Origin of the sequence: Thioalkalivibrio sp. ALJ12 (assembly GCF_000378305.1) — a bacterium.
In the GTDB taxonomy this organism is placed as follows: Bacteria; Pseudomonadota; Gammaproteobacteria; order Ectothiorhodospirales; family Ectothiorhodospiraceae; genus Thioalkalivibrio.
In genome coordinates this window covers 480,594-507,419 of record NZ_KB899539.1, presented here as the reverse complement: position 1 = coordinate 507,419, position 26,826 = coordinate 480,594, and the positions used below count along the sequence as shown (strand labels likewise).

Annotated in this window: 22 protein-coding genes; 19 read left to right on the top strand and 3 right to left on the bottom strand. The window is 63.7% G+C overall.

Features of this window, described 5'->3' with window-relative positions; all coding sequences use genetic code 11:
• Positions 1-11 precede the first annotated feature (11 nt).
• The 7 genes from accD to iscR all read left to right on the top strand — a co-directional run bounded on the left by accD (position 12) and on the right by iscR (position 6,576).
• Positions 12-968, top strand: a complete 957-nt coding sequence (gene accD / locus F467_RS0109695) for an acetyl-CoA carboxylase, carboxyltransferase subunit beta (RefSeq protein ID WP_018139351.1) — start codon at positions 12-14, stop codon at positions 966-968.
• Between the two features lie 8 nt (positions 969-976).
• Positions 977-2,299, top strand: coding sequence for a folylpolyglutamate synthase/dihydrofolate synthase family protein (locus tag F467_RS0109690; RefSeq protein WP_018139352.1), 1,323 nt, complete (start codon positions 977-979; stop codon positions 2,297-2,299).
• Between the two features lie 102 nt (positions 2,300-2,401).
• Complete coding sequence (locus F467_RS0109685; protein ID WP_018139353.1) at positions 2,402-2,983, top strand: SPOR domain-containing protein; 582 nt, start codon at positions 2,402-2,404, stop codon at positions 2,981-2,983.
• A 94-nt stretch (positions 2,984-3,077) separates the two neighbouring features.
• A complete protein-coding gene (locus tag F467_RS0109680; protein WP_018139354.1) occupies positions 3,078-3,656 on the top strand; it encodes a CvpA family protein in 579 nt (192 codons plus the stop codon).
• Between the two features lie 29 nt (positions 3,657-3,685).
• Positions 3,686-5,194, top strand: coding sequence for an amidophosphoribosyltransferase (purF, locus tag F467_RS0109675; protein ID WP_018139355.1), 1,509 nt, complete (start codon positions 3,686-3,688; stop codon positions 5,192-5,194).
• 10 nt (positions 5,195-5,204) lie between these two features.
• Entirely contained in the window at positions 5,205-5,798 is a 594-nt protein-coding gene (locus F467_RS0109670; protein WP_018139356.1) for a L,D-transpeptidase, read from the top strand.
• Positions 5,799-6,096: 298 nt separating this feature from the next.
• Positions 6,097-6,576: a Fe-S cluster assembly transcriptional regulator IscR gene (iscR, locus tag F467_RS0109665; RefSeq protein WP_018139357.1), complete on the top strand. Its 480-nt coding sequence runs from the start codon at positions 6,097-6,099 to the stop codon at positions 6,574-6,576.
• A 106-nt stretch (positions 6,577-6,682) separates the two neighbouring features.
• Here iscR and F467_RS0109660 read toward each other — a convergent pair whose 3' ends face one another.
• The 3 genes from F467_RS0109660 to F467_RS0109650 are packed head-to-tail and all read right to left on the bottom strand — an operon-like array spanning position 6,683 to position 10,664.
• Entirely contained in the window at positions 6,683-8,725 is a 2,043-nt protein-coding gene (locus F467_RS0109660; protein ID WP_018139358.1) for a DUF3488 and transglutaminase-like domain-containing protein, read from the bottom strand.
• Positions 8,722-9,756 carry a DUF58 domain-containing protein gene (locus F467_RS0109655; RefSeq protein WP_018139359.1) on the bottom strand — a complete coding sequence of 345 codons (1,035 nt, stop codon included), beginning with the start codon at positions 9,754-9,756 and terminating at the stop codon, positions 8,722-8,724. The genes F467_RS0109660 and F467_RS0109655 overlap by 4 nt, the downstream gene beginning before the upstream one ends.
• Complete coding sequence (locus F467_RS0109650; protein WP_018139360.1) at positions 9,738-10,664, bottom strand: MoxR family ATPase; 927 nt, start codon at positions 10,662-10,664, stop codon at positions 9,738-9,740. The genes F467_RS0109655 and F467_RS0109650 overlap by 19 nt, the downstream gene beginning before the upstream one ends.
• Before the next feature lie 139 nt (positions 10,665-10,803).
• On the opposite strand from F467_RS0109650, the gene F467_RS0109645 reads away from it, so the two are divergent.
• From F467_RS0109645 to F467_RS0109590, 12 genes are all read left to right on the top strand, one after another.
• On the top strand, positions 10,804-11,952 hold the full coding sequence (locus tag F467_RS0109645; protein ID WP_018139361.1) for an MlaE family lipid ABC transporter permease subunit: 1,149 nt from the start codon (positions 10,804-10,806) through the stop codon (positions 11,950-11,952).
• Between the two features lie 3 nt (positions 11,953-11,955).
• Positions 11,956-12,735, top strand: coding sequence for an ABC transporter ATP-binding protein (locus F467_RS0109640; protein WP_018139362.1), 780 nt, complete (start codon positions 11,956-11,958; stop codon positions 12,733-12,735).
• Entirely contained in the window at positions 12,732-13,745 is a 1,014-nt protein-coding gene (locus F467_RS0109635; RefSeq protein ID WP_018139363.1) for an MlaD family protein, read from the top strand. The genes F467_RS0109640 and F467_RS0109635 overlap by 4 nt, the downstream gene beginning before the upstream one ends.
• Before the next feature lie 2 nt (positions 13,746-13,747).
• Entirely contained in the window at positions 13,748-14,401 is a 654-nt protein-coding gene (locus tag F467_RS0109630; protein WP_018139364.1) for an ABC-type transport auxiliary lipoprotein family protein, read from the top strand.
• Positions 14,394-14,897 carry a glutathione peroxidase gene (locus F467_RS0109625; protein ID WP_018139365.1) on the top strand — a complete coding sequence of 168 codons (504 nt, stop codon included), beginning with the start codon at positions 14,394-14,396 and terminating at the stop codon, positions 14,895-14,897. The genes F467_RS0109630 and F467_RS0109625 overlap by 8 nt, the downstream gene beginning before the upstream one ends.
• Positions 14,887-15,414, top strand: coding sequence for a tRNA adenosine(34) deaminase TadA (gene tadA, locus F467_RS0109620; protein ID WP_018139366.1), 528 nt, complete (start codon positions 14,887-14,889; stop codon positions 15,412-15,414). Before F467_RS0109625 ends, tadA begins: the two co-directional genes overlap by 11 nt.
• A gap of 215 nt (positions 15,415-15,629) precedes the next feature.
• Positions 15,630-17,801, top strand: a complete 2,172-nt coding sequence (locus F467_RS0109615) for a type I secretion system permease/ATPase (protein ID WP_018139367.1) — start codon at positions 15,630-15,632, stop codon at positions 17,799-17,801.
• Complete coding sequence (locus F467_RS0109610) at positions 17,798-19,222, top strand: HlyD family type I secretion periplasmic adaptor subunit (protein ID WP_012982711.1); 1,425 nt, start codon at positions 17,798-17,800, stop codon at positions 19,220-19,222. Before F467_RS0109615 ends, F467_RS0109610 begins: the two co-directional genes overlap by 4 nt.
• Before the next feature lie 5 nt (positions 19,223-19,227).
• A complete protein-coding gene (locus F467_RS0109605) occupies positions 19,228-19,842 on the top strand; it encodes a response regulator transcription factor (protein ID WP_018139368.1) in 615 nt (204 codons plus the stop codon).
• Between the two features lie 310 nt (positions 19,843-20,152).
• Positions 20,153-24,373, top strand: a complete 4,221-nt coding sequence (locus tag F467_RS0109600) for a retention module-containing protein (RefSeq protein ID WP_018139369.1) — start codon at positions 20,153-20,155, stop codon at positions 24,371-24,373.
• A gap of 97 nt (positions 24,374-24,470) precedes the next feature.
• The gene (locus tag F467_RS0109595; RefSeq protein ID WP_018139370.1) at positions 24,471-24,803 is read left to right on the top strand and encodes a hypothetical protein; all 333 of its coding nucleotides are present in this window, start codon (positions 24,471-24,473) and stop codon (positions 24,801-24,803) included.
• A 144-nt stretch (positions 24,804-24,947) separates the two neighbouring features.
• Positions 24,948-26,804 (top strand): retention module-containing protein, encoded by a 1,857-nt coding sequence (locus tag F467_RS0109590; protein WP_018139371.1) that lies wholly within the window; start codon positions 24,948-24,950, stop codon positions 26,802-26,804.
• The last annotated feature ends 22 nt before the right edge of the window (positions 26,805-26,826 follow it).

The window sequence follows — 26,826 nt, the reverse complement described above, 5'->3', positions numbered from 1 at the left end:
AGGGATTCAGGATGAGCTGGTTTGAAAAACTGATGCCTTCGCGCATCCGTACCGACAACAGCAGCAAGCGGGGCGTGCCCGAGGGGCTGTGGGTGCGCTGCGAGGGCTGCGACGCCACGCTGTACCGCCCCGAGGTGGAACGCAATCTCGATGTCTGCCCGAAATGCGGGCATCACCGGCGCATGAGCGCGCGGCGTCGTCTGGAGACCTTCCTCGATCAGGAGGGGCGCGAGGAAATCGCCGCTCAGATCGAATCTTCCGACGTCCTGAAGTTCCGCGATTCCAAGAAATACAAGGACCGTCTGGTCGCCGCGCAGAAGTCGACCGGCGAACGCGACGCGCTGGTCGTCATGCAGGGCCAGCTGATGGGGCGCCCGCTGGTGGCCTCCGCTTTTGATTTCCGCTTCATGGGCGGGTCCATGGGTTCTGCGGTGGGCGAGCGCTTTGTCCGCGGTGCCAACCGTTCTCTGGAGCAGCGCATTCCGCTGGTCTGCTTCAGTGCGTCTGGCGGGGCGCGGATGCAGGAGGCCTTGTTCTCGCTGCTGCAGATGTCCAAGACCAGCGCGGTGCTGGCGCGGATGCGCGAGGAACGTATCCCGTTCGTCTCGGTGATGACCGACCCCACCATGGGCGGCGTCTCCGCGAGCCTTGCGATGCTCGGCGATATCAACGTCGCCGAACCCAACGCCCTGATCGGTTTTGCCGGTCCGCGCGTGATCCAGCAGACCGTCCGCGAGACGTTGCCGGAGGGCTTTCAGCGGTCCGAGTTCCTGCTCGAGCACGGTGCGGTCGACATGATCATTGAACGCGGCGAGATGCGCCGTCGTCTGGCCTCTGTGCTCGGCATGCTGACGCACGGGCCGGCCCCGGCCCCCGAGGCGCCTCCGGTCGAGGAAGAAGAGCCGGAGGTGGAAGTGATTCGTGCGGAGGACACCGGCGAATCGACGGATGCCCCGCGCTCTACCTGATTCCATCCGTGCGCTACGCCACACTGGCTGAATGGCTGGCCTTCCAGGAGCGATTGCACCCGGTGGGGATGGACCTCACCCTGGAGCGCATCGCCCTGGTCGCCGATCGGCTGGGGCTGCGTGGTCCGGGGACGCCCCGTACGGTCATTGTCGCGGGGACCAACGGCAAGGGCACGGTCACCACGCGCACGGCAGCGCTGTTGCAGGCCCAGGGCCTGAATGTCGGGCTTTTCACCTCTCCTCATTTGCTCCAGTACAACGAACGCATCCGATTGAACGGCCGCCCGGCTTCGGACTCAGACCTGTGCCGGGCATTCGAGGCGATTGACCAGGCTCGTGGTCACGATTCGCTGACCTATTTCGAGTTTGCAGCCCTGGCTGCGGCCTGGCTCTTCCGTGAGGCTCGGGTCGACGTGCAGGTGCTGGAGGTCGGGCTTGGTGGACGGCTGGATGCTGTGAACATCTGGGATGCGGATGTGGCGGCGGTTACCGCCGTCGATCTCGACCACCAGGCCTGGCTCGGTGATTCGCGCGAGGTGATCGGGCACGAGAAGGCCGGCATCATGCGTGCGGGGCGCCCCGTGGTGCTCGGCGAGTTGTCGCCTCCCCAGAGTGTGCTGGACCATGCCCAGGCGCTTGCGTGTCGTACCGTCCGCCTGGGCCGCGATTTCGACCTGCTGGTTGAACAGGAGCGGCTCGTCTGGCGCTGGAATGGGGCCCAGGTCGAGTGGAATGTCCCGCTGGCGCGTGGGCTGAGTGGTGCGGCGCTGGCAAATACCGCCACCGCGCTGGCGGTGGTCGAGTCGCTTGGCATGGACGCCGGGCTGAGTGCGGCCACAATGGAGCGGGCTCTGAAGGTGCGCCCGCCGGGCCGTCTGCAGCGCCTGAATGGCCCGCCCGATTGGCTGCTGGATGTGGCGCACAACGCCCAGGCCGTCGCCGAGCTCGCCCGCTGGCTGCGCGAGAACCCGTCGGCAGGCCCGACCGTTGCGCTGGTGGCGGTGATGGCCGACAAGGATCGCAGTGCCATGTGGCGCGACCTGGACGGGCTAATCGATATCTGGATTCCGGTACCGCTCGATCTCCCTCGGGCCCTTCCTGCCTCCGATCTGGCCGGGGAGCTGGAACAGGTGGGTCAGTCCGGGGTCCGTCCGGCTGGCGATATCCAGCAGGCCTTGAAACAGGCCGCCGAATCGGCAGGTTCACAGGGTCGTTGCGTCGTATTCGGCTCGTTTCACACGGTGGCTGCGGTCCTTGAACAGGCACCGAAGCTGGCTGCTGCGGCCTTGAGAGAGTCACTCCCGGACTCAGCGGTAGCGGAGGGAGTGTGACATGGCGAGGCTGAAGCGGATCATTCGCCTTGCCCGGGCGGGCGCGTGCGGCGTAAGGTCGCTGGGAAGACCCGACGCACGGGACCCCAATGCGAACATGGCATGACCACCGATAATCCCATTCGCTTTCGCCTCACAGGCGCGGTGATCCTGATCGTGATCGCCGTGATCTTTCTCCCGTGGCTGTTTGATGGCGCGGGCTATGAACACATGAGTGGTATCGATGACCCGGTCCCCGATGCCCCGACCTTCGCCGCACCCGATATCGCGCTTCCTTCCGAACGCGAGGCAACGCCTCCGCGACCCGAGCGTGAGGGGGAAGGGGAGAGCCGAATTGCTGACCTGCATGCGCTGGAGAACGGCGAGGAGGGTCGCGAGACCGCAGCTGACAAGGACAATGGGCCGATCCCCGAACCAGTGGAAGCCGCTCCGGAGTCCAGGGCGATCGAGGCCGGCTGGGCTGTCCAGGTGGGCAGCTATCGGGACGGAGACAATGCGCGCGAGGAGGAGGCGCGCTTGCGCGAGGCCGGCTTGCCGGCGTTCATCGACGAGTCGGAGGCTGAGGGGCGCAGCATCTATCGAGTCAAGGTTGGACCGGTGGCGCAGCGCGACGAGGCCCAGAAGCTGGGCGAGCAGCTGAAGGACGAGCTCGATATTACCGGCATCGTGGTGACCTTCCCGTGAGGCCCGGGCATTCCACAAGCGCGGGCGAGCGCCTGCGAATTGCGATTCGCTGCGGTACACTACGCAGCCTTTTCGCACCCGAAGTCCGCCGCGCGTGAACTGGATCGACCTGGTCATTGTTGCCCTGATCGTTGTCTCGGGGCTTATCAGTCTGTTTCGTGGCTTCGTGCGCGAGTCGTTCTCGCTCGCGACCTGGATTGTGGGCATCTGGCTGGGTATTCGACATGCCGCCGAGGTTGCCGAAGTCCTGCCGCAGGCGCTGTCGGATGCCACTTTGCGCTTGGGCGTGGGGTTCGCGCTGATCTTCATCGGGGTCCTCATTGTGGGCGGCATTCTCGGAGTGCTGGCCAATCGTCTCGTACGCGGGAGTGGCCTGACGGGTACCGACCGCTCGCTCGGCGTAATCTTTGGTCTGCTGCGCGGGGTGGTACTGGTCGCCGTGCTGGTTTTCGCTGCGTCCCTGACCTTGATGCCCGAGGAGGGCTGGTGGGAAAACAGCCGCCTGATCCCCGAGTTCGAGCGTCTGGTCGACTGGATGATCGCGCAATTGCCGGAGGGCTGGCAGGAACAGATTGGTGAGCTGCTGGCCTCCGATCCTGTAGAACCGCCTCCGGATGCCCCTGCCGATGATGCGCCGGCACCACAACCCGAACCCCCCGCCGAAGATCTCTAGTCGATCGCCTTGATGGAGCCCTGAGCCGTATGTGTGGAGTAGTCGGAATCGTCGGGCGTGGCCCGGTGAATCAGCCGCTTTATGATGCCTTGCTGGTGTTGCAGCACCGCGGGCAGGATGCCGCCGGGATCGTGACCTGCGACGACGAGGGTCGGTTGCACCTGCGCAAGGACAACGGCCTGGTGCGGGATGTATTCAACGACCAGCACATGCAGGGGCTGATCGGCAACATGGGCATTGGTCATGTGCGCTATCCGACCGCCGGGAGCTCCAGTTCTGCCGAGGCCCAGCCGTTCTACGTGAACTCCCCGTTCGGTATTACGCTGGGACATAACGGCAACCTGACCAATGCCCGCGAACTGAAACAGGCCCTGTTTGCGACCGATCGTCGGCATATCAACACGGATTCCGACTCCGAGATTCTGCTGAACGTCTTCGCGCAGGAGCTCCTGCGCTATCTGGATAACGGCCTTACCGCCGACTCCGTTTTTAACGCAGTCGAACGCGTGCACGAGCGCGCCAAGGGCGCTTACGGCGTGGTCGCGATGATCGCCGGGCGCGGCCTGTTGGCCTTTCGCGACCCGAACGGTATCCGTCCGATCGTCTATGGCTCGCGTGAAGCCGAGGAGGGCGGGCGCGAATGGATGGTTGCCTCCGAGAGCGCCGCGCTGGAGTCCCAGGGCTTCGAGCTGGAACGCGACCTGGCGCCCGGCGAGGCCGTGTTCATTACCCCCGAGGGCGAGGTCTCGACGCGCGTCTGCGCCGAGGACACCCAGCTCAACCCCTGCATTTTCGAGCATGTGTACTTTGCCCGGCCCGATTCGGTGATCGACAACGTGTTTGTGCACCGCGCGCGCATGCGCATGGGCACCGCGCTGGGCGAGAAGATCCGCCGCATCTGGCCGGATCATGACATTGACGTGATCGTGCCGATCCCTGATACCGGCCGCACCGTGGCGCTGGAGATGGCGCACGAACTGAACATCAAGTATCGCGAGGGGTTCATCAAGAACCGCTACATCGGCCGCACGTTCATCATGCCGGGCCAGACGAAGCGGCGGAAATCGGTACGCCAGAAGCTCAACGCGATCTCGCTGGAGTTTCGGGGCAAGAACGTGATGCTGGTGGACGACTCGATCGTGCGCGGAACCACCTCGCGCGAGATCGTCATGATGGCCCGCGAGGCCGGGGCCAGGAAGGTCTACTTCGCCTCCGCCGCGCCCCCGGTGCGTTATCCGAATGTCTACGGGATTGATATGCCCGCGGCGCATGAACTCATTGCCCATGGCAGAGACGAACAGGAAGTATGCGAGGCGATCGCCGCCGACCGCCTGATCTACCAGGACCTGGAAGATCTGCAAAAGGCCGTGCGGCGGGGGAACCGAAACATCGAGACCTTCGACTGCTCCGTGTTTACCGGCGAGTACGTGACTGGATTGCCCCCTGATTACCTCGAGTATCTGGCCTCGCTGCGGGGCGAAGGACTGGTGAATACGCCCGTGGCGGGCGAGGTGCTGGATCTGGCCAACAAGAAGTGACGAGAGAGTAGTGACCTTGCCGAGTTTGCAGTGGATCGAACCGGTCGTGGAAGCGGCGCGGGCGCAGGCGGGAAGCGGCGAAGGTTTGCCGGCGGTGGTGGTACGCGTGGACCAGCAGCGCCTGTACGTCTGGGAAGACGGCAAGGTCACGGAAATCTTCGATGTCTCGACCTCCGAGCGAGGCATCGGGAACCAGGATGGCACGTACAAGACGCCGCTGGGGCTGCATCGCATTGCCGAGCGCTTCGGCGATGGTGCCGAGCGCGGCACGGTGTTCCGGGCGCGCGCGAACACTGGCGAGATTGCCGAGATCCTGACCGGCGAAGGCGAGCGCAGCCAGCGCGACAACATCACCTCGCGCATCCTCTGGCTCGAGGGCCTGGAGCCTGGCCTCAATCGTGGGGGCAGCATCGATTCCTACCACCGCTACATCTACATCCACGGTACGGATGAAGAGGGGCGGATCGGCCAGCCGGCCTCCGTAGGGTGCGTACGTATGCGCAACGACGAGGTCATCGAACTGTTTCCTCGCCTCCCGGTGGGGACCCTCGTCGTGATCCTGAACGGCCCGGATTACGAAACCGGTCGTATCCTTCCGGTTTAGCACACGTCCGGCGGCCCAGCGCGGCTCGCGTTCGGCGTGATCCAGAAATCCCTAATTTTCTAACAATTTCCGAGGGAACTCCGTCAGCATCAGACGGCTCTCACAATAACCTGCGTTTGGCGTACGTGAATTCGCGGCAATCGCCTGATACAATCAGGGAATTATTCCTGACAACAACTGTCAGGTAAAAAGGGAATTATTCCTGACTATGATTGTCAGGAAAGGTGAACGGATTCGAATCTGTGAATGGATGTCGACCTCGACACGCACGATCACGGTTTCTCGGAGGCTTTAAGACATGAAACTCTCAACCAAGGGCCGCTACGCGGTGACCGCCATGATGGATCTCGCGATCCATGATCGGGTCGGACCGGTGACCCTGGCCGACATCTCGCAGTGCCAGGGCATCTCGTTGTCCTATCTGGAACAACTGTTTGCAAAGCTGCGCAAGGCTGACCTGGTGGAAGGCGTGCGGGGGCCCGGCGGCGGTTACCGCCTGGCCAAGCGTGCGGACCAGATCAGCATTGCCAACATCATCACGGCAGTCGATGAATCAGTCGACGTGACCCGTTGCAAGGGTCACAAGGACTGCCAGCATGGCGAACGCTGCCTGACGCACGAGCTGTGGGATGACCTGAGCCAGCAGCTGTACGACTTCCTCGACGGCATTACGCTGGCGCAGTTTGCCAACCGTCCGGAAGTGCAGAAGGTCGCTCGTCGTCAGGATGAGCGCCGCGGCGCGCGGCACCACTTCATCTTCCGTAACGACGCGGCCTGATAGCGGCCGGACGACCCAGCGGCCCCGGGGCTCCCGGCGCCGCTGCGCAAGACCTGAAGGCCCGACCGGGTGCTGAATCCGGCCGGGCCTTTTCCATTGGCGCATCCTATGTCGTCCGCGGTGCAGGCTGGCCGACGGGTGGCTTCCGAAGGTCGGATGCCGCCAGGCGGCGCAGGGCCATCAGATGTCCGGCCTGGTCGTCGGGCCGCGCGGGCGCGAAGCGGGCCAGGTTGTAGTGCTCGGCGAAGGCGTCGACGATGGGCGCGAGATCGGGCCGTGCAGCCTTGATCCGTCGGGTCCAGGTGACGACGGGCTCGTGTGCGTGGCGGCCGAGTCCCGTCTGTTGGCGTTCGATGCGACGGGACAGGCGTTGCAGGAGTCGATCCGCTGCGTCGAGGGGACGACGAGGTCGGCGCCAGCCGGCCCAGGCCAAAGCCGCGACCGCCAGCAGCCCAAACCCCGCGCCCAGTGCCGTGACGACGTCGCGCCAGTCCGTTGCGTCGAGCCCGAAATGCGCGAAGAGCTCGCGCTGGCGCTCGGGATCGAATGCCAGCACCCAGCTCTCCCAGCGGAACCGGGCGAAATCGCGCCAGTCTTCGAACCCAAACCGAAGCTGTTGCACCCAGCCCAGCCCGTCACGGCGCAGGAAATCGGGCACGGATTCGCCCTCGCCACCGGTCAGGCCGCCAATACCGGCCTCGATCCGCTCCGGAGCGATCGCCGCGGTGGGGTCGACGCGAATCCAGCCCTCGCCATCCAGCCATACCTCGTTCCAGGCATGCGCGTCGGCGTTTCGCAGGCGCAGATATTCGCCCCGCTGCATCCATTCCCCGCCCTGGTAGCCCGTGACCACGCGGGTCGGGATCCCCGCCGAGCGCATCAGCACGGCGAACGCGGAGGCATAGTGTTCGCAGTAACCGGCCTGGGTTTCGAACAGGAACTGGTCGGTGACATCCCCCGCGAGGGTGGGGGGCTGCAGGGTATAGCGATAGGGGGCGGCGGCGAAGCGATCCAGGGCGGCCTGGATGATCGCGCGGTCATCATCGCCATGCGTGGCGCGCCAGAGGGCGACCTCGGCACGGGAGCGAGGGGCTGCGCTGGGTGGGAGTTCAAGGGCGCGTTCACGGGCGGAGCTGCTTAGGGCTTCCTCGCCACCCGGTGGGCGCGACAGGTCGGCCTCGGCGTCGTACTGGATGCGGTTCACGATGCGTCGATCGCGTATGACCTGATGGTTGTCGCGGTACTCGGCGTTATCCGGCAGCGAAACGGGATAGTCGAGCACCGGCAGGTAACGCACACGGGTGGGTTCCAGCGTGGCGGTATAGGCCACCACGTTGTCCGGGTCGTCGGCTTCCGGAACCTCGATGCTGGACTGGCCGCCTTCGGCCTGCCAGCGCCGCCCGTCAAAGTCCGTCATGACCAGTGCACGCCAGTACTGGGCTGGGGGCGGTGGCACGGTGTCGTGGAACTGGACGCGCATCGCGGTGGTTTGGTCCTGCAGGAGTTCCGCGATGTCGCCGGGATTCAGCTCGCCCGAGAGGGCCGTGGTGGCCACCTCGTCACGCTGCGGATCGCCCCAGAGTGGTCCCTGAACGCGCGGGAAGGCGAGGAACAGGATCAGCATGAACGGGAGGGCATGGACGATCATCCAGCCGGACTGCTTCGCCAGGCGCCACCGTTCGAGGGCGCGTCCGGCGTGTACCTGGACCAGGGCGGCGGTCAGCAGCCAGGCGGACAGCAGGGACCACGCAGCGATCAGCAGCGACTGATCGAAGAAATAGGTCGTGACGACCACGAAGTAGCCAAGGAACAGGCCGATCACGATATCCCGCCGGTTACGGGTCTCGAGCAGTTTGAGGGCCATCATGACCAGCAGTAGCGCGGTACCCGCCTCCTGCCCGAACAGGGTCCCGTACTGCAGAAAGGTCATTGCCCCCGCGAACGCGGCCAGAAGAGCCATCAAACCAAGGGCGGGCGGCCTGCGGTCGCGCAGATGGAGCCAGGTCCGCAGCAGGATGGCGGCCGCCACGAGCAACGTCACCCACGGTGGCTGGTGCCAGGCATGCGGGAGCGCGGCCACCGGCAGGGCCAGGAGGGCGAGTTCCAGGCCTCGTAGTTCCGGTGATCGGTGCTGGCCTGCGCGGTTCACTCCTTCGTTCTCCTGGGCGTTTCTGGGATCGGCAAGGGGATCGGCTCGAAGCGGAATTCGGCGAGGGCGCGAAGACCCCGCTCCCGCTGCGCCGGGCCTTGTCCGGGCGGGAGGATCTGGTCGGGCAGGCGCAGCCCCCAGGCGCGGCCTTCGGCCTCGGCGGCCAGGATCTGGTGGCAGAGCATGGAGAGGCGCGTCTCGGTGTCGCTGGCTGGCATGGAGGACCAGTCGATCCAGAGCGTGTCACGGCCTCCTGCGACCGTTTCGCGGATGTGCAGCTTGCCGGTGCGGGCCAGGGCCTTCCACAGGATCCGGCCGGGCGGGTCTCCGGGGCGGTACGGGCGGATGTGATCGGGTGTGGAGGCTTCCTGACGCCGCTGGGGGCCGGCTTCGTCTCCGAGACCGGTATGGGCGGCGCCCGGGTCCACGGGTTGCGGGTACACAAGGATTTCGGCGGCCAACCCAAGCCAGCTCCAGGCATTCAGGATGCCGAGCGGATACTGGGTGCCCAGGTGTTGACGGGGTAGCCGGTAGACTCCGCGGCCGAGCGGCGGGAGGGGCAGGCTGACCACTTGCTGCCCGCGGGCCGGTACTGCAACGGGCACGCTTGTGTATTCGCCAATGCTCAGGTGCAGGGCTTCCCGGTCGCGGCCGCGCGTATCCTCCAGGCGCAGGGAGACGGACAACGGCTGTCCGGCGAAAACCGGTGTGGTGGGCAGCGACGACACCTTGAGCCCGAGCAGGTTGCGATGGGTATACCAGATGGCGTTATGGCCGATCCCGACCAGGAGAAAAGTCAGCAGGAACGCCATGTTGTTGGAGTAGTTGATCGCCCCCAGCAGCATCACCCCGAGGATCGCCAGGAGGGTGTAACCGGCCCGGGTCGGCAGGATGTAGATGCGGTCGCGGCCAAGCGTCGCCTCCGAGCCATCGTCGCGGTGGCGCCGCGTGATCCAGCGGATCACGCCTTCACGCAGGCGTTGCCCCTGCGATCGGAAGCGCTTGTGCAGGGCTAACGAACCGGCACGCATTCCAACAGCCGTTCCACCGTGCGTGCGGGGGTGTCCGGTTCGCGGGCTCGGATCCGATGGCCGGACACGGCCGGCAGGACGTCCGCCAGGTCATCCGGAGTGACGTAGTCGCGCCCATCGAGAAAGGCATGGGCCCGTGCGGCGCGCAGCAGGCCGAGCCCGGCGCGGGGCGAGAGCCCGTGGGCAAAGCGTGCGCGGTCGCGGCTCGCCTGTATCAGGTCCTGCAGATAGTCCAGCACCACTGGCTCGGCATGCACCTGGTTAATTCGGGACTGCCAGCCCTGCAGGTCCTCGGGTGTGACGATCGCGCTCGGGGCAGGATGCGCAACGGGTGCCGCCGCGCCACCGCCGCGTTCGAGCAACGCGCGCTCGGCACGGGCATCGGGATAGCCCAGTTCGATGCGCATCAGGAAGCGATCCATCTGGGATTCCGGCAGGGGATGTGTGCCGACCTGTTCTTCCGGGTTCTGCGTGGCGATTACGAAGAACGGTTGGGGCAGGGGGCGGGTTGCGCCCTCCACACTGGCCTGACGTTCTTCCATCGCCTCGAGCAGGGCGCTCTGGGTCTTGGGGGGTGCGCGATTGATCTCGTCGGCCAGCAGAACCTGGGTAAAGATCGGGCCGGGGTGAAAGCGGAACTCGCCGGAGCTCTGCTCGAACACCGACACCCCGAGGACATCGCCGGGCAGGAGATCGCTGGTGAATTGCACGCGGCGGTAATCGAGGTTCATCGCTGCGGCCAGCGCGTGTGCGAGGGTTGTCTTGCCAACGCCCGGCTGGTCTTCAATCAGCAGGTGGCCATTGGCGAGCAGGCAGGTCAACGCCAGCCGGACCCGATCGGGTTTGCCCAGCAGGATGTCGTTCAGCGCGCTTTCGACCTGGTGGAGAGCTTCGTTGGCCGCGGGCATTGGGCTCCTCGTGGTGGATGGTGTCGGGCGGAAAAGGGGCAGACCGATCAGCGTGATGCGTGGGAAAGATTTAAGCCCCGCTTCGCGTGCCGGGTGAGTTTGCGGCTACCATGGCCGCAATTGCCCCACGAGCGACAGTATGGACAAGCAGGCCGCCGATTCGGGTCAGACGTTTCGCTATGATGCCACAGCCTCGCCGGATGCCCGCCTGCACCTGGCCGGTCGGCTGGACGTGCATGCAGTGGAGCGGGCCTGGTCGCCTCTGCGCCGCCGCGCCCGCGAGCTGGCCCAGGGTACGCAGGCCGCGGTGATGCTGGATGTCGGGGACCTCGAGTATTGCGATGGTGCCGGGGCGGCGTTACTCCATGCCCTGGAGCGCGATATCGAGCGGGCGGGGCGCAAGGTGGAGCTGGTGGGTGTCCAGGGCCTGGTGGAGGAGCAGCTGACCCCGTACCGAGAGCTGGAAACCGTTGAACCGGCACGTCACGAAACACGTGGGGGACTGTGGGCCCAGTCGCTGGAGGCGGTGTCCCGGGTCGGGCAGGCGGCCTATTCGCAGTTCGGATTCATTGGCGAACTGACGCGGGCGCTGGGTTCGGCGCTGGTGCATCCCCGCCAGGTTCGCTGGGGCGATACCTTCCGGGTCGCCGAGGCGGCCGGATTCCAGGCGCTGCCCATCGTCTCCCTGATTGCCTTCCTGCTGGGCGTGATCCTGGCATTCCAGTCCGCGATCGCGATGCGGCAGTTTGGTGGCGAGATCTTCGTCGCCAATCTGGTGGCGGTTTCGCTGTTCCGCGAACTGGGGCCGTTGATGATGGCGATACTGCTGGCCGGGCGCTCCGGGGCGGCGTTCGCCGCCGAGATCGGCACGATGAAGGTGAACGAGGAGGTTAACGCCCTGAAGACGATGGGGCTCGACCCGGTTCGTTTTCTGGTGTTGCCCAAGGTGCTCGCCGGCATTCTGGTCGCGCCGTTGCTTGCGCTGTACGCGAACATGATCGGCCTGCTGGGCGCTGCAGTGGTGATGCAGGGCTTCGGGATCCCCTGGACGGCGTTCTTCAATCAGGTGACCGTCGCGCTCAGCCTGTCGGATCTGTTCTCGGGGCTGTTCAAGGCCGTGATCTTTGGCCTGCTGATCGCCGGCGTGGGCTGCCTGCGCGGGCTGCAAACGGCCAGCGGGGCGGCCGCCGTAGGGATCTCCACGACCAGCGCGGTGGTGACGTCGATCATCCTGATCGTGGTGTTCGACGGCCTGTTCGCCGTCCTGTTCTATCACATGGGGGTCTGACGGGTGGCGAGCGCGGAGCCGGTGATCAAGGTGCGCGACCTCACCATGGGGTTCGGTGACTTTGTACTGATGCGGGACGTCAACTTCGACGTCCAGCGCGGCGAGATCTTCGTAATCCTCGGCGGGTCCGGGAGCGGCAAGAGTACGCTCCTCAAGCACATGATCGGACTGTATACGCCGCAGAAGGGCAACATCTGGGTGGCCGGTGCCGACATCACGACTGCCGATGGCGAAGAGCGCGCGGCGATCCTGCGCCGGGTGGGTGTGATGTACCAGATGGGGGCGCTGTTTGGCTCCATGACGCTATTGGAGAACGTTCGGTTGCCGCTGGAGGTCCATACCGACCTGCCGCGCGAGGCGATGGACGCGATCGCCAAGGCGCGCCTGCAGCTGGTCGGGCTCGGCGAGTTTGCGGACTTCATGCCCTCGGAGATCAGCGGAGGCATGCAAAAGCGCGCGGCGATCGCGCGCGCGATGGTGCTGGACCCGGAAGTGCTGTTCCTGGACGAACCTTCGGCCGGACTGGACCCGATCACTTCGGCGGAGCTCGACCAGTTGATTCTGCGGCTGGCGCGCAGCCTGGATATGACCATCGTGATCGTCAGCCACGAGCTGGCCAGTATTTTTGCGATTGCCGACCGGGTCATTATGCTCGACAAGGAAAGCAAGGGCATCGTTGCCGAAGGGAACCCGGCGACTCTGCGTGACACATCCGATCACCCGTGGGTAAAGCGGTTCCTGCAGCGGGCCGATTCGGCCGACTCCGAAGAGAGATCTACATGAGTGCCCGACAACATTTTCGCCTGGGATTGTTCATCGTCGGTGGCCTGGTGGCGCTGGTGACCGCGCTGATCATCATGACCGCAGGCAATATCTTTCGCGCATCGATCCCGATCGAGACCTACGTGGATTCATCCGTGCAGGGGCTGGAGATCGGTGCGCCGGTCAAGTTCCGGGGCGTGACCATTGGCGAGATCACGAACCTCGGTTTTACCTCGGTGGAGTACCAGCAAGACGTGGATCCGCGCGAGCGCAAACGCTATGTGATGGTCGAGGCCAGGCTCTGGCCGGACCGCTTCGCGGCCAGTGCCCGCGAGCAGGACTTCGAGGCCGAAGTCCTGAAAAACCTGGTGGACGCAGGACTGCGTGTGCGCATCGCGGCGCAGGGCATCACGGGCATGAACTATCTGGAGGCGGACTTCTCCGATCCGGAAGAACACCCACCGCTGGAGCACGACTGGGAACCGCGGTCGACCTACATCCCGTCGTCCCCGAGTATCGCCGTGCAGTTCATGGAGTACGCCGAGAATCTGCTCAAGCGGATCGACGGGCTGGACATTGAGGGCGTGATCGAGAACCTGAACTCGTTACTGGTGACCGTCGACGACACCGTGTCCAGTCTGGACACCGGTGGGCTGAACCAGCGAGCGGATGACCTGATCTCGGAACTCGAACAGACCATGCGCACGGCGGATCGGGTGATGCAGTCGGTCGAGAACCTGGTCGAGCATCCGGACACACAGGCACTTCCGACCGAGACCCGCAAGGCGATCCAGGAGCTGCGCCGTACGGCCGAGGCCGCCGATGTCGCGGGCCTGGTCGAACGGATGGACTCGATGGTCGAGCGACTTGATCGCGGCATGGATGTCAGTGAGTCGAAACTGCTGGAGACCCTGGACGAGCTGCAAGGCGCGATCTCGGGCCTGCGCGGCCTGTCGGATGATGTACGCCGCAACCCCGGTGGCGCGCTGTTCGGTGCCCCGCCACCGCGCAGCCGCATGGACGAGGAGTAAGCATGAACTGGTGGAAAGTACCGACCCTGATGCTCGCCGCGCTGGTCCTGGGCGGGTGCACGCTGTTGCCGGACCGCGAGCCGCTCGATCGCTCCTGGTATCTGCTGGAGTTGCCGGACGAGCCACCCGCACGTACGGCGGAGGAGCCGGTGGCCGTCGAACTGGGGTCGGTCAGGGTCGCGCCGGCCTATGCCGGCAATGGACTGGTATACCGGCTGGGGAATCACCAGTACGAGTCGGATTACTACAACGAATGGTTCCTGAAGCCGTCGGAGCAGCTTGAGCAGCTGCTGCGGGAACGCTGGACGCGCAATGGTGCCGCGCTGGAGCTGGTCGACAACGCATCGGCGGTGCGCGAACAGGGGCGTCCTGCCGTGCGGGTCCATGTCCTGATCACCGCGCTGTACGGTGATCTAGAAGGGGCTGAAGCCGTCGAATCCAATGGGCTGGCCGTGACGGGGACCGGGCACATGGGTCTGCGCGCCCAGTTGAGCCAGGGCGATCGCAGTCGTCTGGTGCATCTGGAATCCGAGCAGGCGCTGGAGCGGCGCTCGGCCTCGCAGCTGGTGGGGGCTCTGTCGCGCGCGACGGCCGAGGTCCTGGCGGATCTGGAGGATGCGATCCTGGAAGATGTCGAGGCCACGCGCGATGACTGATGTCTTCGACTTCTCGGTGCCGGCGGCGGATGGCACCGAACAGCCCCTAGGGGCGTATCGCGGGGATGTCCTGCTGATCGTCAATGTGGCCAGCGAGTGCGGATTCACCCCGCAGTACGAGGGGCTGCAGGCGCTGCAGGAACAGTTCGCCGGACGCGGCTTTCGCGTACTCGGCTTTCCCTGCAACCAGTTTGGCGGGCAGGAGCCGGGTGATGCGGAGGCCATACAGGCCTGTGGTGCGCGTTTCGGGGTCGGGTTTCCGGTGTTTGCCAAGATCGAGGTGAACGGCGAGGGTGCGCACCCGTTGTACCAGCATCTCAAGCAGCAGGCGCCCGGCGCATTGGGCACGCAGGGGATCAAGTGGAACTTCACCAAGTTCCTGGTCGGCCGGGATGGCTCCGTAGTCGACCGATTCGCCCCCCAGCGCAAGCCGCAGGACCTGGTCGACGCAATCGAACGCGCACTCGCCGCACCGCGCCCGGGCGATGGCGGCTGAGGTCGCGCCTGACCCGCGGAACATGGAACCCGGCGAGCGAGGTCCGGCGCCCACGGAACCCGGTGCGCATGCCTACTGGATGGATGTCGCGCTCGCGCAGGCCGAGCGGGCCGCGGAGGTCGGCGAGGTGCCGGTGGGTGCTGTTCTGGTGGATGCGGAGGGTTATTGTCTGGCCGCCGCTCACAACGCACCGATCGGCGAGCATGACGCCACTGCGCACGCCGAGATTAGAGTCCTCCGTAGCGCCGGAAAGCGGTGTTCCAACTATCGGCTGACCGGTACCACGCTCTACGTGACGCTCGAGCCCTGTTCCATGTGTGCGGGGGCGATGATCCACGCCCGGGTGGAGCGGCTGGTGTTTGCCGCTTCGGACCCTCGCACAGGGGCCGCCGGAGGTGCCATCGACCTGCTTAATCACCCCGCTCATAACCACCGTCTGGAATGCATCGAAGGCGTGGCGGCGGAGCGTTCTGCCGAGCTGCTGCGTAATTTCTTTCGTCTACGCCGAAAGCGTTAGATCCCCGTGATGCAAAGGCGTTGCCCGGCGGCACGTTGGGGCGCAGAATCAAGCGAATATGAGAAGGCGTTCACGTTCTGCACATCAATGGTGCGCGGGGACGCCGAGATTCTGTGTCCGGCCACAGGGGTGTACCGATTAGCCAGCCTCCTTCCAATGATGATCGCGGGGATCCTGTCCTGGATTCGGTCACGGGCGCATCCGAGTCGGGGTCCATGGGCGATGCCGATGGCCGCGAGCCGGAGTTCCCGATTGTGGACGGGGAGGGCCGTTCGGACAGCCTTCTTGGTGGGTTGATCCTGATCGCCCGCATGCACGGGCTGCGCCTGACCCCGGATTCCGCGCTTGCGGGGCTTCCGCTGGACGACGGGCGGCTGTGCCCCTCCCTGGTCCCGCGTGCGGCACAGCGTGCCGGACTGACCACACGCACCGTTACCCGCGACGCCCGCGGGCTGAAGGACGACCTGCTGCCCGCGCTGCTGCTGCTGGACCAGAACGAAGCCTGGGTGCTGGTAGGCTGGAACGAAGACAAGAGCGTGGCGCGGGTCATCGATCCCGAGCTGGGTGATGCGGTCATCGATGTGCCGCTGAAGCGGCTGAAAGAGCGCTACGTAGGGCGGGCTATCTACGTGCGGCCCGAATTCCGCATGGATGCCCGCGCCCCGCGGGTCTCGAAGGAGAGCAAGGGGCACTGGTTCTGGCGGGTCATTCGCGAGAACCGGCCGCTGTATCGCGATGTGCTGATCGCGGCGGTGATGATCAACCTGTTCGCGCTGGCGATGCCGCTGTTCGTGCTGAACGTGTACGACCGCGTGGTCCCGAATCACGCGACCGAGACGCTGTTCATGTTCGCGGCGGGTGTCGTGATCGTGCTGATCGCGGACCTGATCCTGCGCACCATGCGCAGCCACTTCGTCGACAAGGCGGCGATGCGCGCGGACGTAAAGCTCTCCTCGCACATCATGGAGCGCGTGCTCGGGCTGCGTATGGAGAACCGCCCGGCGTCGGTCGGGTCGTTCGCATCCAATATCGGCGCGTTCGAGTCGGTGCGTAGCTTTATATCGTCCGCAACGATCATCGCCTTTGTCGATCTGCCGTTCGCGTTCATGTTCATCGCCATCATCGCGTTGATCGCCTGGCCGCTGGCGATCCCCGTGGCCATTGGCGCGCTGCTACTGCTGTTCTATGCCACCGCCATCCATCGCAAGCTGCACGGACTCGCGGAGGAGAGCTACCGCGTGGCGGCGCAGCGCAATTCGACGCTGGTCGAGAGCCTGACGGGGGCCGAGACGCTCAAGGCCCTTGGAGCGGAGGGCCGGGTGCAGGCGACCTGGGAACGCGCCACGACGCACCTGGCCCGGACCAATGCGCAGAATCGACTGCTGACCGCAAGCGTGACGCACACGGCGATGTGGGCGCAGCACACGGTCGGCGTCGCCATCATCGTGCTCGGCGTGTTCCTGCTGATGGAGGGAGATCTCTCCATGGGCGGGCTGATTGCCGCCTACCTGATCTCCTCGCGCGCGATGGCGCCCATCAGCCAGACCGCCGGGTTGCTGATGCAGTATCACCAGGCCTCGACCGCGCTCGGTTCGCTGAACGAGATCATGGCGCTGCCGGTCGAGCGCCCGGCGGACTCGCACTTCCTGAGTCGTGATCGCTTCGAGGGCGCGATCGAGTTTCGCAATGTCGGCTTCGCCTATCCCGAGTCCGCCACACCGGCGTTGCAGGGGGTTTCGCTGAAGATCGAGGCGGGCGAACACGTCGCCGTGCTGGGTCGCGTGGGCTCGGGCAAGAGCACGCTGGCCAAGCTGATCATGGGCCTTTATCAGCCGACCTCCGGGGCGGTACTGGTGGACGGGATTGACGTACGCCAGCTGGACCCGGCCGAGCTGAGGCGGTCGCTGGGCTATGTGGGCCAGGAAGTCACGCTGTTCTACGGGAGCCTGCGCGAGAACTTGGTGGCGGCCGATCCACTGGCCAGCGACGAGGCCATCCGCAAGGCGATCGCGATCTCCGGGATCGAGGATCTGATTAACACCCACCCAGAAGGTGTCGATCTGCAGGTCGGGGAGCGCGGGGGCCGGCTTTCGGGCGGGCAGAAGCAGAGTGTTGGTGTGGCGCGGGCCGTGTTGCACGAGCCCAGCATGCTGTTGATGGACGAGCCGACAAGCTCCATGGACAACTCCACCGAGCAGGGCATGAAGCGCCGTCTGGCGGAATTCATACAGGGTCGCACGACCGTGATCGTCACGCACCGCACCTCGCTGCTAGAGCTGGTGGACCGGATCATCGTGCTGGATCAGGGCCGTGTGGTGGCCGACGGGCCGAAGGAGCAGGTGATCCAGGCGCTGCGGGAAGGCCGCGTGGGCAAGGCGCAGGCATGAGCAAGCGCACGCGCAGGGACGGCCAGGGATTCGAGGCGCTTGGCCGCGGTATGGATCAGACCGGAAAGGTTGGTGCACCGATGGTGGACCGCATCTTTCGCCCGTGGCTGACCAAGGGGGGTGGCGACCACCGCAACTGGGCATCGGACGCCGACTGGACGCAGATACAGGAGCGTCCGATCCGCGCCCGCGCGCTCCTCTACGGGATCCTGATTACGCTGGGCCTGCTGGTTTATTGGGCCTCCGTTGCCGAGATTGACGAGGTGGCCCGCGCGGATGGGCGGGTGATCCCGTCGCAGAACCTTCAGGTGCTGCAGTCGATGGACGGGGGCGTGGTCTCCGAGGTGCTGGTGCGCGAGGGGGATGTCGTGGAACAGGGCGACGTGCTCGTGCGTGTGGACCCGACGCGGTTTTTGTCCGACCTGGGCGAGGCGAGGGCGAGCGAGTTCGCGTTGAAGGCGCGCCGGGCGCGCCTGATGGCGCTGCTGACGGAAACCCCGTTCCTGATCACACCAGACCTGCAGGAAGGGCCGCAGGCCATCGTCGAGCAGGAACAGCAGCTTTACGAAGAAAGCCTGGATGAGCTGCGCTCGCGAATTCGCATTGCCGAAGAGCAGATGCGGCAAAGGCGCGAGGAGCTGAACGAGGTAAGGGCGCGACGCAGCCAGGCTATCCGTGCCCTGGAGCTGGCCAGTCGAGAGCTGGAGGTCACCGAACCGCTGGTGCAAAGCGGGGCGGTATCCGAAGTGGAGATCCTGCGCTTGCGCCGCGAAGTCTCCAACGCCCGCGGCGATCGTGATCAGGCGACGGCGCAGATTGCCCGTCTGGACGCCGCGATCGAGGAAGCGGAAGAGAAGATCCGCGAAGTCCGGCTGAATTTCCGCAATCAGTGGCGTTCGGAGCTCGCCGACACCCTTGGGCGTCTGCAGGAGCTGGCCGAGGGCACCGAGGGCCTGGAGGATCGCGTGCGGCTGTCCGAGGTGCGATCACCCATGGCGGGGATTGTGCAGCGGATGTTCATCACCACGCGCGGTGGCGTGATCTCGCCTGGGCGCGAGGTGGCCGAGGTGGTGCCGCTGGAGGACGAATTGCTGATCGAGGCGCGGGTATCGCCCCGTGATATTGCCTATCTGCGCCCGGGGCTTAACGCCAAGGTGAAGTTTACCGCCTATGACTTCGCCATCTACGGCGGCCTGGATGCCACCGTGGAGCACATCAGCCCGGACACGATTACCGACGACGACGGCAACACCTATTACAAGGTCCGCGTAAGAACCGAGGAAACTGGGTTCGACGAGGAGCATCCGATCATGACCGGGATGGTCACGCAGGTGGATATCATCACCGGGCGTCGCACCATCCTGCAGTACCTGCTGAAGCCGATCCTCCGCGCGGGCGAGCTGGCTTTTACGGAGCGCTGAGCAACATGCAGATCTTTATGATGGACCGAGCGTCGCGGCCGTCGTCTCGCTGGGAAGAGGCCTTTCCGGATGCCCAGGTGCTGCGCCCGCCATTTCCGTCGACCCTGCCGGAGGGCACCGAAGCCTGCTGGATTGGTACGGATCTGGCCGACTGGGAGGAGTACGTCAAACAAAGGACTCTGGTGCATCGGGTGATTGTGCAGTCGCGACACCCGAATGACGAAGAAGGCATCCGTGCATTCGACGCGGGGGCCCACGGCTACTGCCATACACTGGCCAACGTCGCCCAGCTGCGAACGATCGCAGCCACCGTCACCGGGGGTGGCTTGTGGGTGGGTCCCGACCTGATGACCCGGATGATTCGCACAGTCCGCAGCGCCCAGCCCCGCGATCCGGAAACACCGCCGGAGGGGTTCGAGAACCTTACGCCCCGCGAGCGGGAAGTGGCGCTGGCCGTGACCACGGGGGCGCACAACAAGGAGATTGCGCGCCAGCTCGGCATGACCGAACGCACCGTCAAGATGCACCTCGGCTCCGTCTTCAAGAAGCTCAACGTGGATGACCGCGTTCAGCTTGTGCTCCACCTGACCCGCCTGCGCGAATCGCACCCGACCGTCTGATTCAGGTGCGATACGCGTAGCTCGCCTCCAGCGGCGGTGATGCGATTCGCTGCGCTTATCAGCATCCTACGTGACGCTATCCCTCTTCGTTTGACGAGGGTCGTAGGATGCCGATAAGCGCAGCGAATCGCATCAACCTAAGGCCCGCGCCCCGCAGCTTCCATCCGTTTTCATCCAACCGAGCCTCATATCGGTTCTCCCATAACCCCACAAACCCTGTACTTCGGTACACCTGTCGTGCCAACGCCGACTCCCCTAGGCTCGTACCCATCGAAAACTGTGAAGTACTTCCGAGTCCAAGGAGAAGGTCATGTCTGAAGTCGTCGTAGCTACCGTCGAATCCGTGGTGGGTACCGTCATTGCTCGAGACGAGGACGGCAACACCCGGGTCCTGCAACCCGGAGACGAGATCTTCTACGGCGAAGAAGTCATCGCCGAAGATGGCGCCTTCATCGAAATGGCCTTCGAGGACGGATCCACCATGTCCCTCGCCGGCAACGAGTCTGCCACCATCACCGACGACCTGGCGGAATCCGCCGAGCCGGCACCCGAAGATGCCGAGATCGCCGACGCCACCGTCGAAGAGATCATCGAAGCCCTCGAGCGCGGTGAAGACATCACCGACATGATCGAAGCCCCAGCCGCCGGTGCCGCCGGTGGTGCCGCCGGAGAAGGCGGCGGCTTTGTCCGCATTGCTCGCGGCTTCGAAGAAGTGGCCCCGGTCAACTATGCCTACGACGCGAATGTGCTTCGCGGTCCGGGTGAGTCCGTCGGAGACGACGGTGCAACGTTGGGAGATGATGAGGACCCGTCGGAGGATGGCCCGAGCCCGTTCCTGACCGTGCAGGTTTCGCCTTTCGGAGACGTCGTAGGGCGCGCTTCCGTGCGTGAAGAAGGGACCCACTGGGCACCGGAGGATGAGCGAGGGCTGCAGAATTTTGAGGGCGTTTCGACGATGCAGGTCGAGGTCCCTGGTGGGCACGAGAGCCTGATTGGAACGGAGGTCTTTTCTCTTGCCTCCTCACTTGACTTGGATGGTATCGACCCGGCGACAGCTGGCCCGGTTTCGTATTCGTTGATCGGGGGCGATACCGATCTGCTTGCGATTGGGGAAGACGAACAGGGTGACCCCGTCATCGTATTGACGGAAGCGGGTGCGGTAGCGGTACAGAATGGCCAGGTCTCAGGCAACGAATTGCAGGTGTTTGTTCAGGGGACGGTCGAGGTTGACGGTTTCGGCGAGCTTGTAGCGACCGATGAGGCCGATATTTCGGTTGAAGTACCGGAACCTGAATTACAGATTTCAGTGACCCCCCGCCATGGCGAGACCGACAGCGAAGTGGAAGGCAACCCGGTTCAAGGTCCTCAGGCCTTTAGTGTTGGCACGTTCGATACGCCCGCAGAATCCGATGGGGGGCAGATCGCTGGTGGTTTTGTCCTGTTCGAGCTCGCTATTGAGGATCTGAATTTTGACGGGATTGACCCCGCAGCCGTGAGCGTCAGTGACATCGTGTACGAGATCGTTGAGGCGACGGAATCTCCGGAAGGTGAGGCCTACATGGAGGTTGACGGAGATACGGTCGTCCTCACGGAAGCCGGCGCCCAGGCACTACTCGCCGGAGAGGTGGACGGGAATGAACTGAGCGTGACAGTACGTGGGAACATCGAGATCACGGGTGACGTAAACAGCTTCACGGTGGAGTCCGATAGCTTCTCCACCACCATCGCGCAGGAAGACCTGCCTCTGGAGCCTGGAGACATTGATGTCTCGCTGTCGTTGACGGAGGGCTTTTCGGAGCTGGATGAGTTGCTGGAAGCGGATTCGGAGACGGGTGTGTCCGTGAAGACGGATGCGGACGGGCTGAATCTGACGTCGATGGGCAAGGTGACGGTGGAAGGCGAGGAGTACACCGTCTGGCGTCTTCGCAATGGTACGGAGAGTGACGAGGTGGCGTCGCTGTCGGCGGTGGGTACGGACTACGAGGCGTACTACGAGCTGCCGGCGGGGACGGACACCTATGTCCTGAGTCCGGAGTCGGATGGTGCGGCGACGCACATCATGACGGTGGGTGACTGGACGAACACCAAGGCGGCGGGCGATCAGGACTTCGCGTCGACGCTGAAGGTATCGCAGGAAGGCGACAGCCGTTATGCGGAGATCAGTGGTAGCACGACGAATGTGCCTACGGGCAACGAGGTCACGCTGCTGATCACGGACGAGTCCGGGAAGCAGGTGGAGATTGTTCCTCCCGCGCAGGTTGATAATGACGGCAACTACAGCGCGGGCCCTGTGGACATCTCCGAGTTGAGTGAGGGCACGCTGACAGTGACCGCGACGGTCGATGATCAACTTGGCGAAGAGGTCTCGGCGACGGGTACGGCTGAATGGCACCTGGTAGACGAAGTCGTGGCGATAGATGGTCCGTCGATCGTGGTGACGGCGGGTGATGATGTCCTGGAAGGCAATGCGTCTGAAGGGGATGTGGTGGCGACCAGCGCGGCGGAGGATCCGCTGGGCGAGGGTCTGACCTATGCCTTCACCGGTGACAGCAATGCGGCGGGTTACTACGCCATCGATGACGAGACTGGCGAGGTGACGCTGACCGAGGCCGGTGCGGACCATGTGAATGGTGGTGGTGAGCTGCCGGACGTGGACGTGACGGTGACGGATGACGCCGGCCGCACGGCGAATGACGATGCCGAACTGACGGTGATCCCCGAGCCGAGCATTGATGGCTTGGTCGGTGATGGTGGCGATGGGTTCGTCTACGAGACCTTCCTTGAGAATGGGACCGGTGTAGTCGGTGACGACGCACCCGAGGACGCCGGTACCAAGGCGAGCGGTCAGTTTACGATCACTGCGGCATCAGGTGTGGAGACTCTTGCTATCGCCGGTGAGGCCTGGGGAATTAACGACCTCAATGGGGCTTCGGCATCGGAACCTCTGACGGTGGAAACCAACAAGGGTGTGCTGTCGATTACCGACTTCGAGGACAATGGTAATGGCACCTATACGGTGGACTATACCTACGAACTGACCGCGCCTGCCGATCATCCGGATGAGGGGCGGGATGAGCTCGAAAAAGAGGCAATTAACGTCGTGGTAACCGATAACACCAATCGGACAGCCGAAAATAGCATTGACATCACAATTGTTGACGATATTCCGGTCGCCGAGGACCCCTTCAATGGCGTCCTCGGGACTGAATCCGGTACGACATTGATGGCTGACTCCGGGCTTCGGATTGGTGCAGATCGTGATGGCGCCGAAGTCACTTCGATTGAGGTGTCTACCAACGATGAAGGCTTCATTACGGTTAAAGGTGTTGGCACCGAAGATGAAGTTTTGCTTACGTCAGATGGAGATGCACTGAAATGGCAACAGGATGAAGATAGCTCAGGGCGTTGGGTCGCGGTAACCGAATCGGAGGAAGAAGAAGTTTTCTCGATCTTCTTGGATGTTGACACGGGTGAGTACACCGTGAATCTGTATCAGGATCTCGATTCGGTGGCACAGGTCACCGCCAGTTCCGGTGATCTGAGTACTGACGGGGGCAAAGGCCCGCAAGTCTCCGTGTACGACGGTGAAAACGAAGATGACAGTGATCTAGTAATCACGTTTTCCTCTGACGATGATGAAGTGAATTGGTCTGGCGGGGGTATTGGGGTTGGCAACCAATACTTGGAGTCGGGGCAGAGTGTTACGGCCGATTTTAACCAGTTGGTGTCCCAGTTTGTGATCACGGACTTCGACACGAATGCGCAAAATCAAGAGCTTTCTTGGGTTGCCTACCGTGATGGTGAGGAAGTCGGTGATGGCTCTAGGTCTGACTTCGATTCCCCTTACGTGATTGAACCAGGTGAATCGTTCGACAAGGTTGTACTTTCTAACACGGGTCAGCCCGTTTCGGGGCGGCGCGGTATTCGGATCGATGAATTCGATGTTTCGTATGGCAGTGAACAACTCGATTACTCGCTTCCGGTCAGTTTTGACGTGAAGGATGGGGACGGAGACAAGCTTGAGGACAAAGGCGAGTTCGACTTGACTTTTAGTCCGAATAACGTGTTCGAAGGCTCAGAGGCTAACGATGTCATTGTAGGTACTAACGATGATGACGTCCTGTTTGGCGGTGAGGGAGATGACATACTCATCGGGGGTGCAGGAGATGACCTCCTTACCGGTGGCGCCGGGGATGACGTTTTCCTCTGGAACTCGGGTGACGAAGGGTCCACGGATGAGCCGGCCAACGATGTCGTAACCGACTTTGGCAACGGTGACAATGTCCTTGATGTCTCCGATCTCTTGGATGGCGCCAGCGAGTCTGACGTCGCCGACTTCATTATTGCCGAGGAGGATGGAGACGATACGGTTCTGTACATCAACTCCGAGGGCAACCTCGGGGGTGATGCGGACAATGCGGACCAGACCATCCGGCTCGAGGGCAAGTCATTCAGCGATCTTGGCGGGAGCGATTCTGAGGCGGTGATTAATCAACTCCTGACCAACGGCCAGCTCAAGATAGATCAGTAAGTGGTTGAGGGGCCCCGCCGGTATCAATTGGCGGGGCTTTCTCGTGTCTGAGGGTGTAGGCTGAGAGTTGGGGCAACGGACGGCCGGAGGGCCGCGTATGTATGTGAGACGGGATGCAGAGGGCAGGATCGATTTGGTGAGCCGGGATGCGGATGCCGAGTGTGCCGAATTCGTGGCGGCCGATGCACCGGAGCTTTTGGCGTTCTTGTCGAGTACTGACGACGAGCCCGCGCCGCCCGCTGCGTTACAGGCATCGGATCTGGAACTGATCCGGGTGCTCGAAGATCTGGTGGAAGTGCTCACGGATAAGGGTGTGATCCGGTTTACAGACCTGCCGGATGCGGCGCAGCAGAAGCTGCTGGGCCGCAAGGATCTTCGGGCTTCGGCTCGGCGACTGAATTTGGTGGAAGACGACGAAGGCCTTCTCTAGAAAGGCTGGCTAGAACATCACGTGTCATGCACGACGGTGTGCCGGTGGCGATGGACCCAGACCAGGCACTGAGGTTGGATCGATTATGGACGCGAAGGCGTCTGTTTGAGCCGGTCTTGAGGGCTGGCGCATGAGGGGGATTCGATGGCAGTGAATACGGTAGTGGCCACCGTCCAGGCATTGACCGGGACTGTGATTGCGAGAGATGTCGACGGCAATTCCAGGGTGCTCGCCGTCGGCGATGCCGTGTATGCGGGGGAAGAGGTGATCCCACTGCAGGGGGCGTCGGTTGATCTGCAGGCAATGGAAGGTGGTGTCTTGTCGCTCGGGGAGGGTCAGCAGGTCCTGGTGGGCGAAGCTCTGGCGGATAGCGGCCGTGCGGACAATCCAGAGATTCCGACGGCGGAAGAAGTGATTGCGGCCCTGGAGCGTGGTGAGTCACTGGATGCGCTGATTGCGCCACCGGCGGCCGGTCTCGAAGGTGGTGATAGCGATGGCGGCGGTTTCGTGCGTGTCGCACGCATTAACGAGCCAGTAGAGCCGATTAACTACACTTTTCCGGAAAACGTCTTCGGTCGTCCCGATGCTCTGGGCGAGACCGTCGCGGTGCCGGGAGGAGAAACGGCGGACACGGTTGTGCCTCCCGGGCAGCCACCAGTAGAACCACCGGTTGAGCCGCCCCCTCCGGTGACCGCCAACCCGACGCTAACGGTGTCGGTATCCGTGGCGGCCGGATACGGCTATGACGACGCGAACGATGCGGCTGCGGGCGATGTGGTCTTCGAGGTTTCCCATACCCTGAATCTGGATGGGCTGGACCCCGCTCTAGCCAGCGCAATCGTCTACAGCATTGTCGGCGGCGATACGGCGTATCTTGCGCTCGCTCAGGATGGGGCGGGCAACTGGGTGGTGGTGCTGACCGAGGCCGGGGCGGCCGCAATCCGGGCAGGTGTGGTGGACGGTAACCAGTTGAACGTGATCGTGGAGGGCACGATTGAACTGGTGGACCTTCCCGATCTGGTGGATACCGACAACGCTTTTGCGCCGGTTCCCGAGCCGGGGATTGTCGAGCCCCCAGTTGAGGCGGATCTTTTCGCCTCAGCGCACGTGGTCGGGGCCAGTCCCGCCATCGGAACGATGGCAAACGTTCATGGCTTGAAGGACACAGGTGCCCAAAGTGCGGCCGTGTCTTACGGAGAGGGGTTTTTCGCCGTAGATCACCAAGGCAACAATAATCCCAGTGCGATTGACTTTATCGAAGCCCTGCTCTTCGAGTTTCGAGAACCGACCGACACCGCGGTGTTCCAGATTGAAGGTGCAATCAATGGCGGCTCGTATCACCTTTACGATGCCGATGGAGTGCGCATCGGCGAGGCTCGTGATCTTGCCGCGGATGTGAACGAAGACGGTTTCCTGGAGCTGAGCGGCGAGACGTTTTCCTATATTGCATTTCAGGGCGGCAGTACAGGTTCGGGAGGGAGCGGGGATCGAAGCGAGTTCTCGGTTCGACCGGTGGATTTGTCGGTCCAGGTTGGCGAGGGCGATGATGCCGATTTCTATCCTGCCGGAGGCGATGAAGCCCTGGTTGCCGATTCGGTGGAGACGCTCGAAGAGGCCGATGACTTTGGCGCGAACTTCCTGACGGTGGACTCGGATCAGGACATTTTCGTGGTTGCGGAAGGCGGGCAGGGCACGACGGACGACCCCGCTCGGTTCGTGATCCAGGGGTTTAGTCTGGAAAGCGACAACGGCGCCGCCCAGATTACGCTCGGCGAGCTCCTGTCGAGCGCGAGCCAGGAGACCATCGACCAGTACCTGATGGCCGAGTCGCAGGGAGAAGATACGGTGCTGCACATCAGTTCCGGGGGCATGCTCGGGACGGATACGGGCGGGGCCGATTACGCGATTACGCTGGAAGGGGTCAGCATGGACGGTTTCGACTCGTCCTATGATTTCATTCAGACGCTGATCGAGAACGGCCACCTGACAATCGATCAGTAAGGGGCTGTCTGCCTGATGGAAG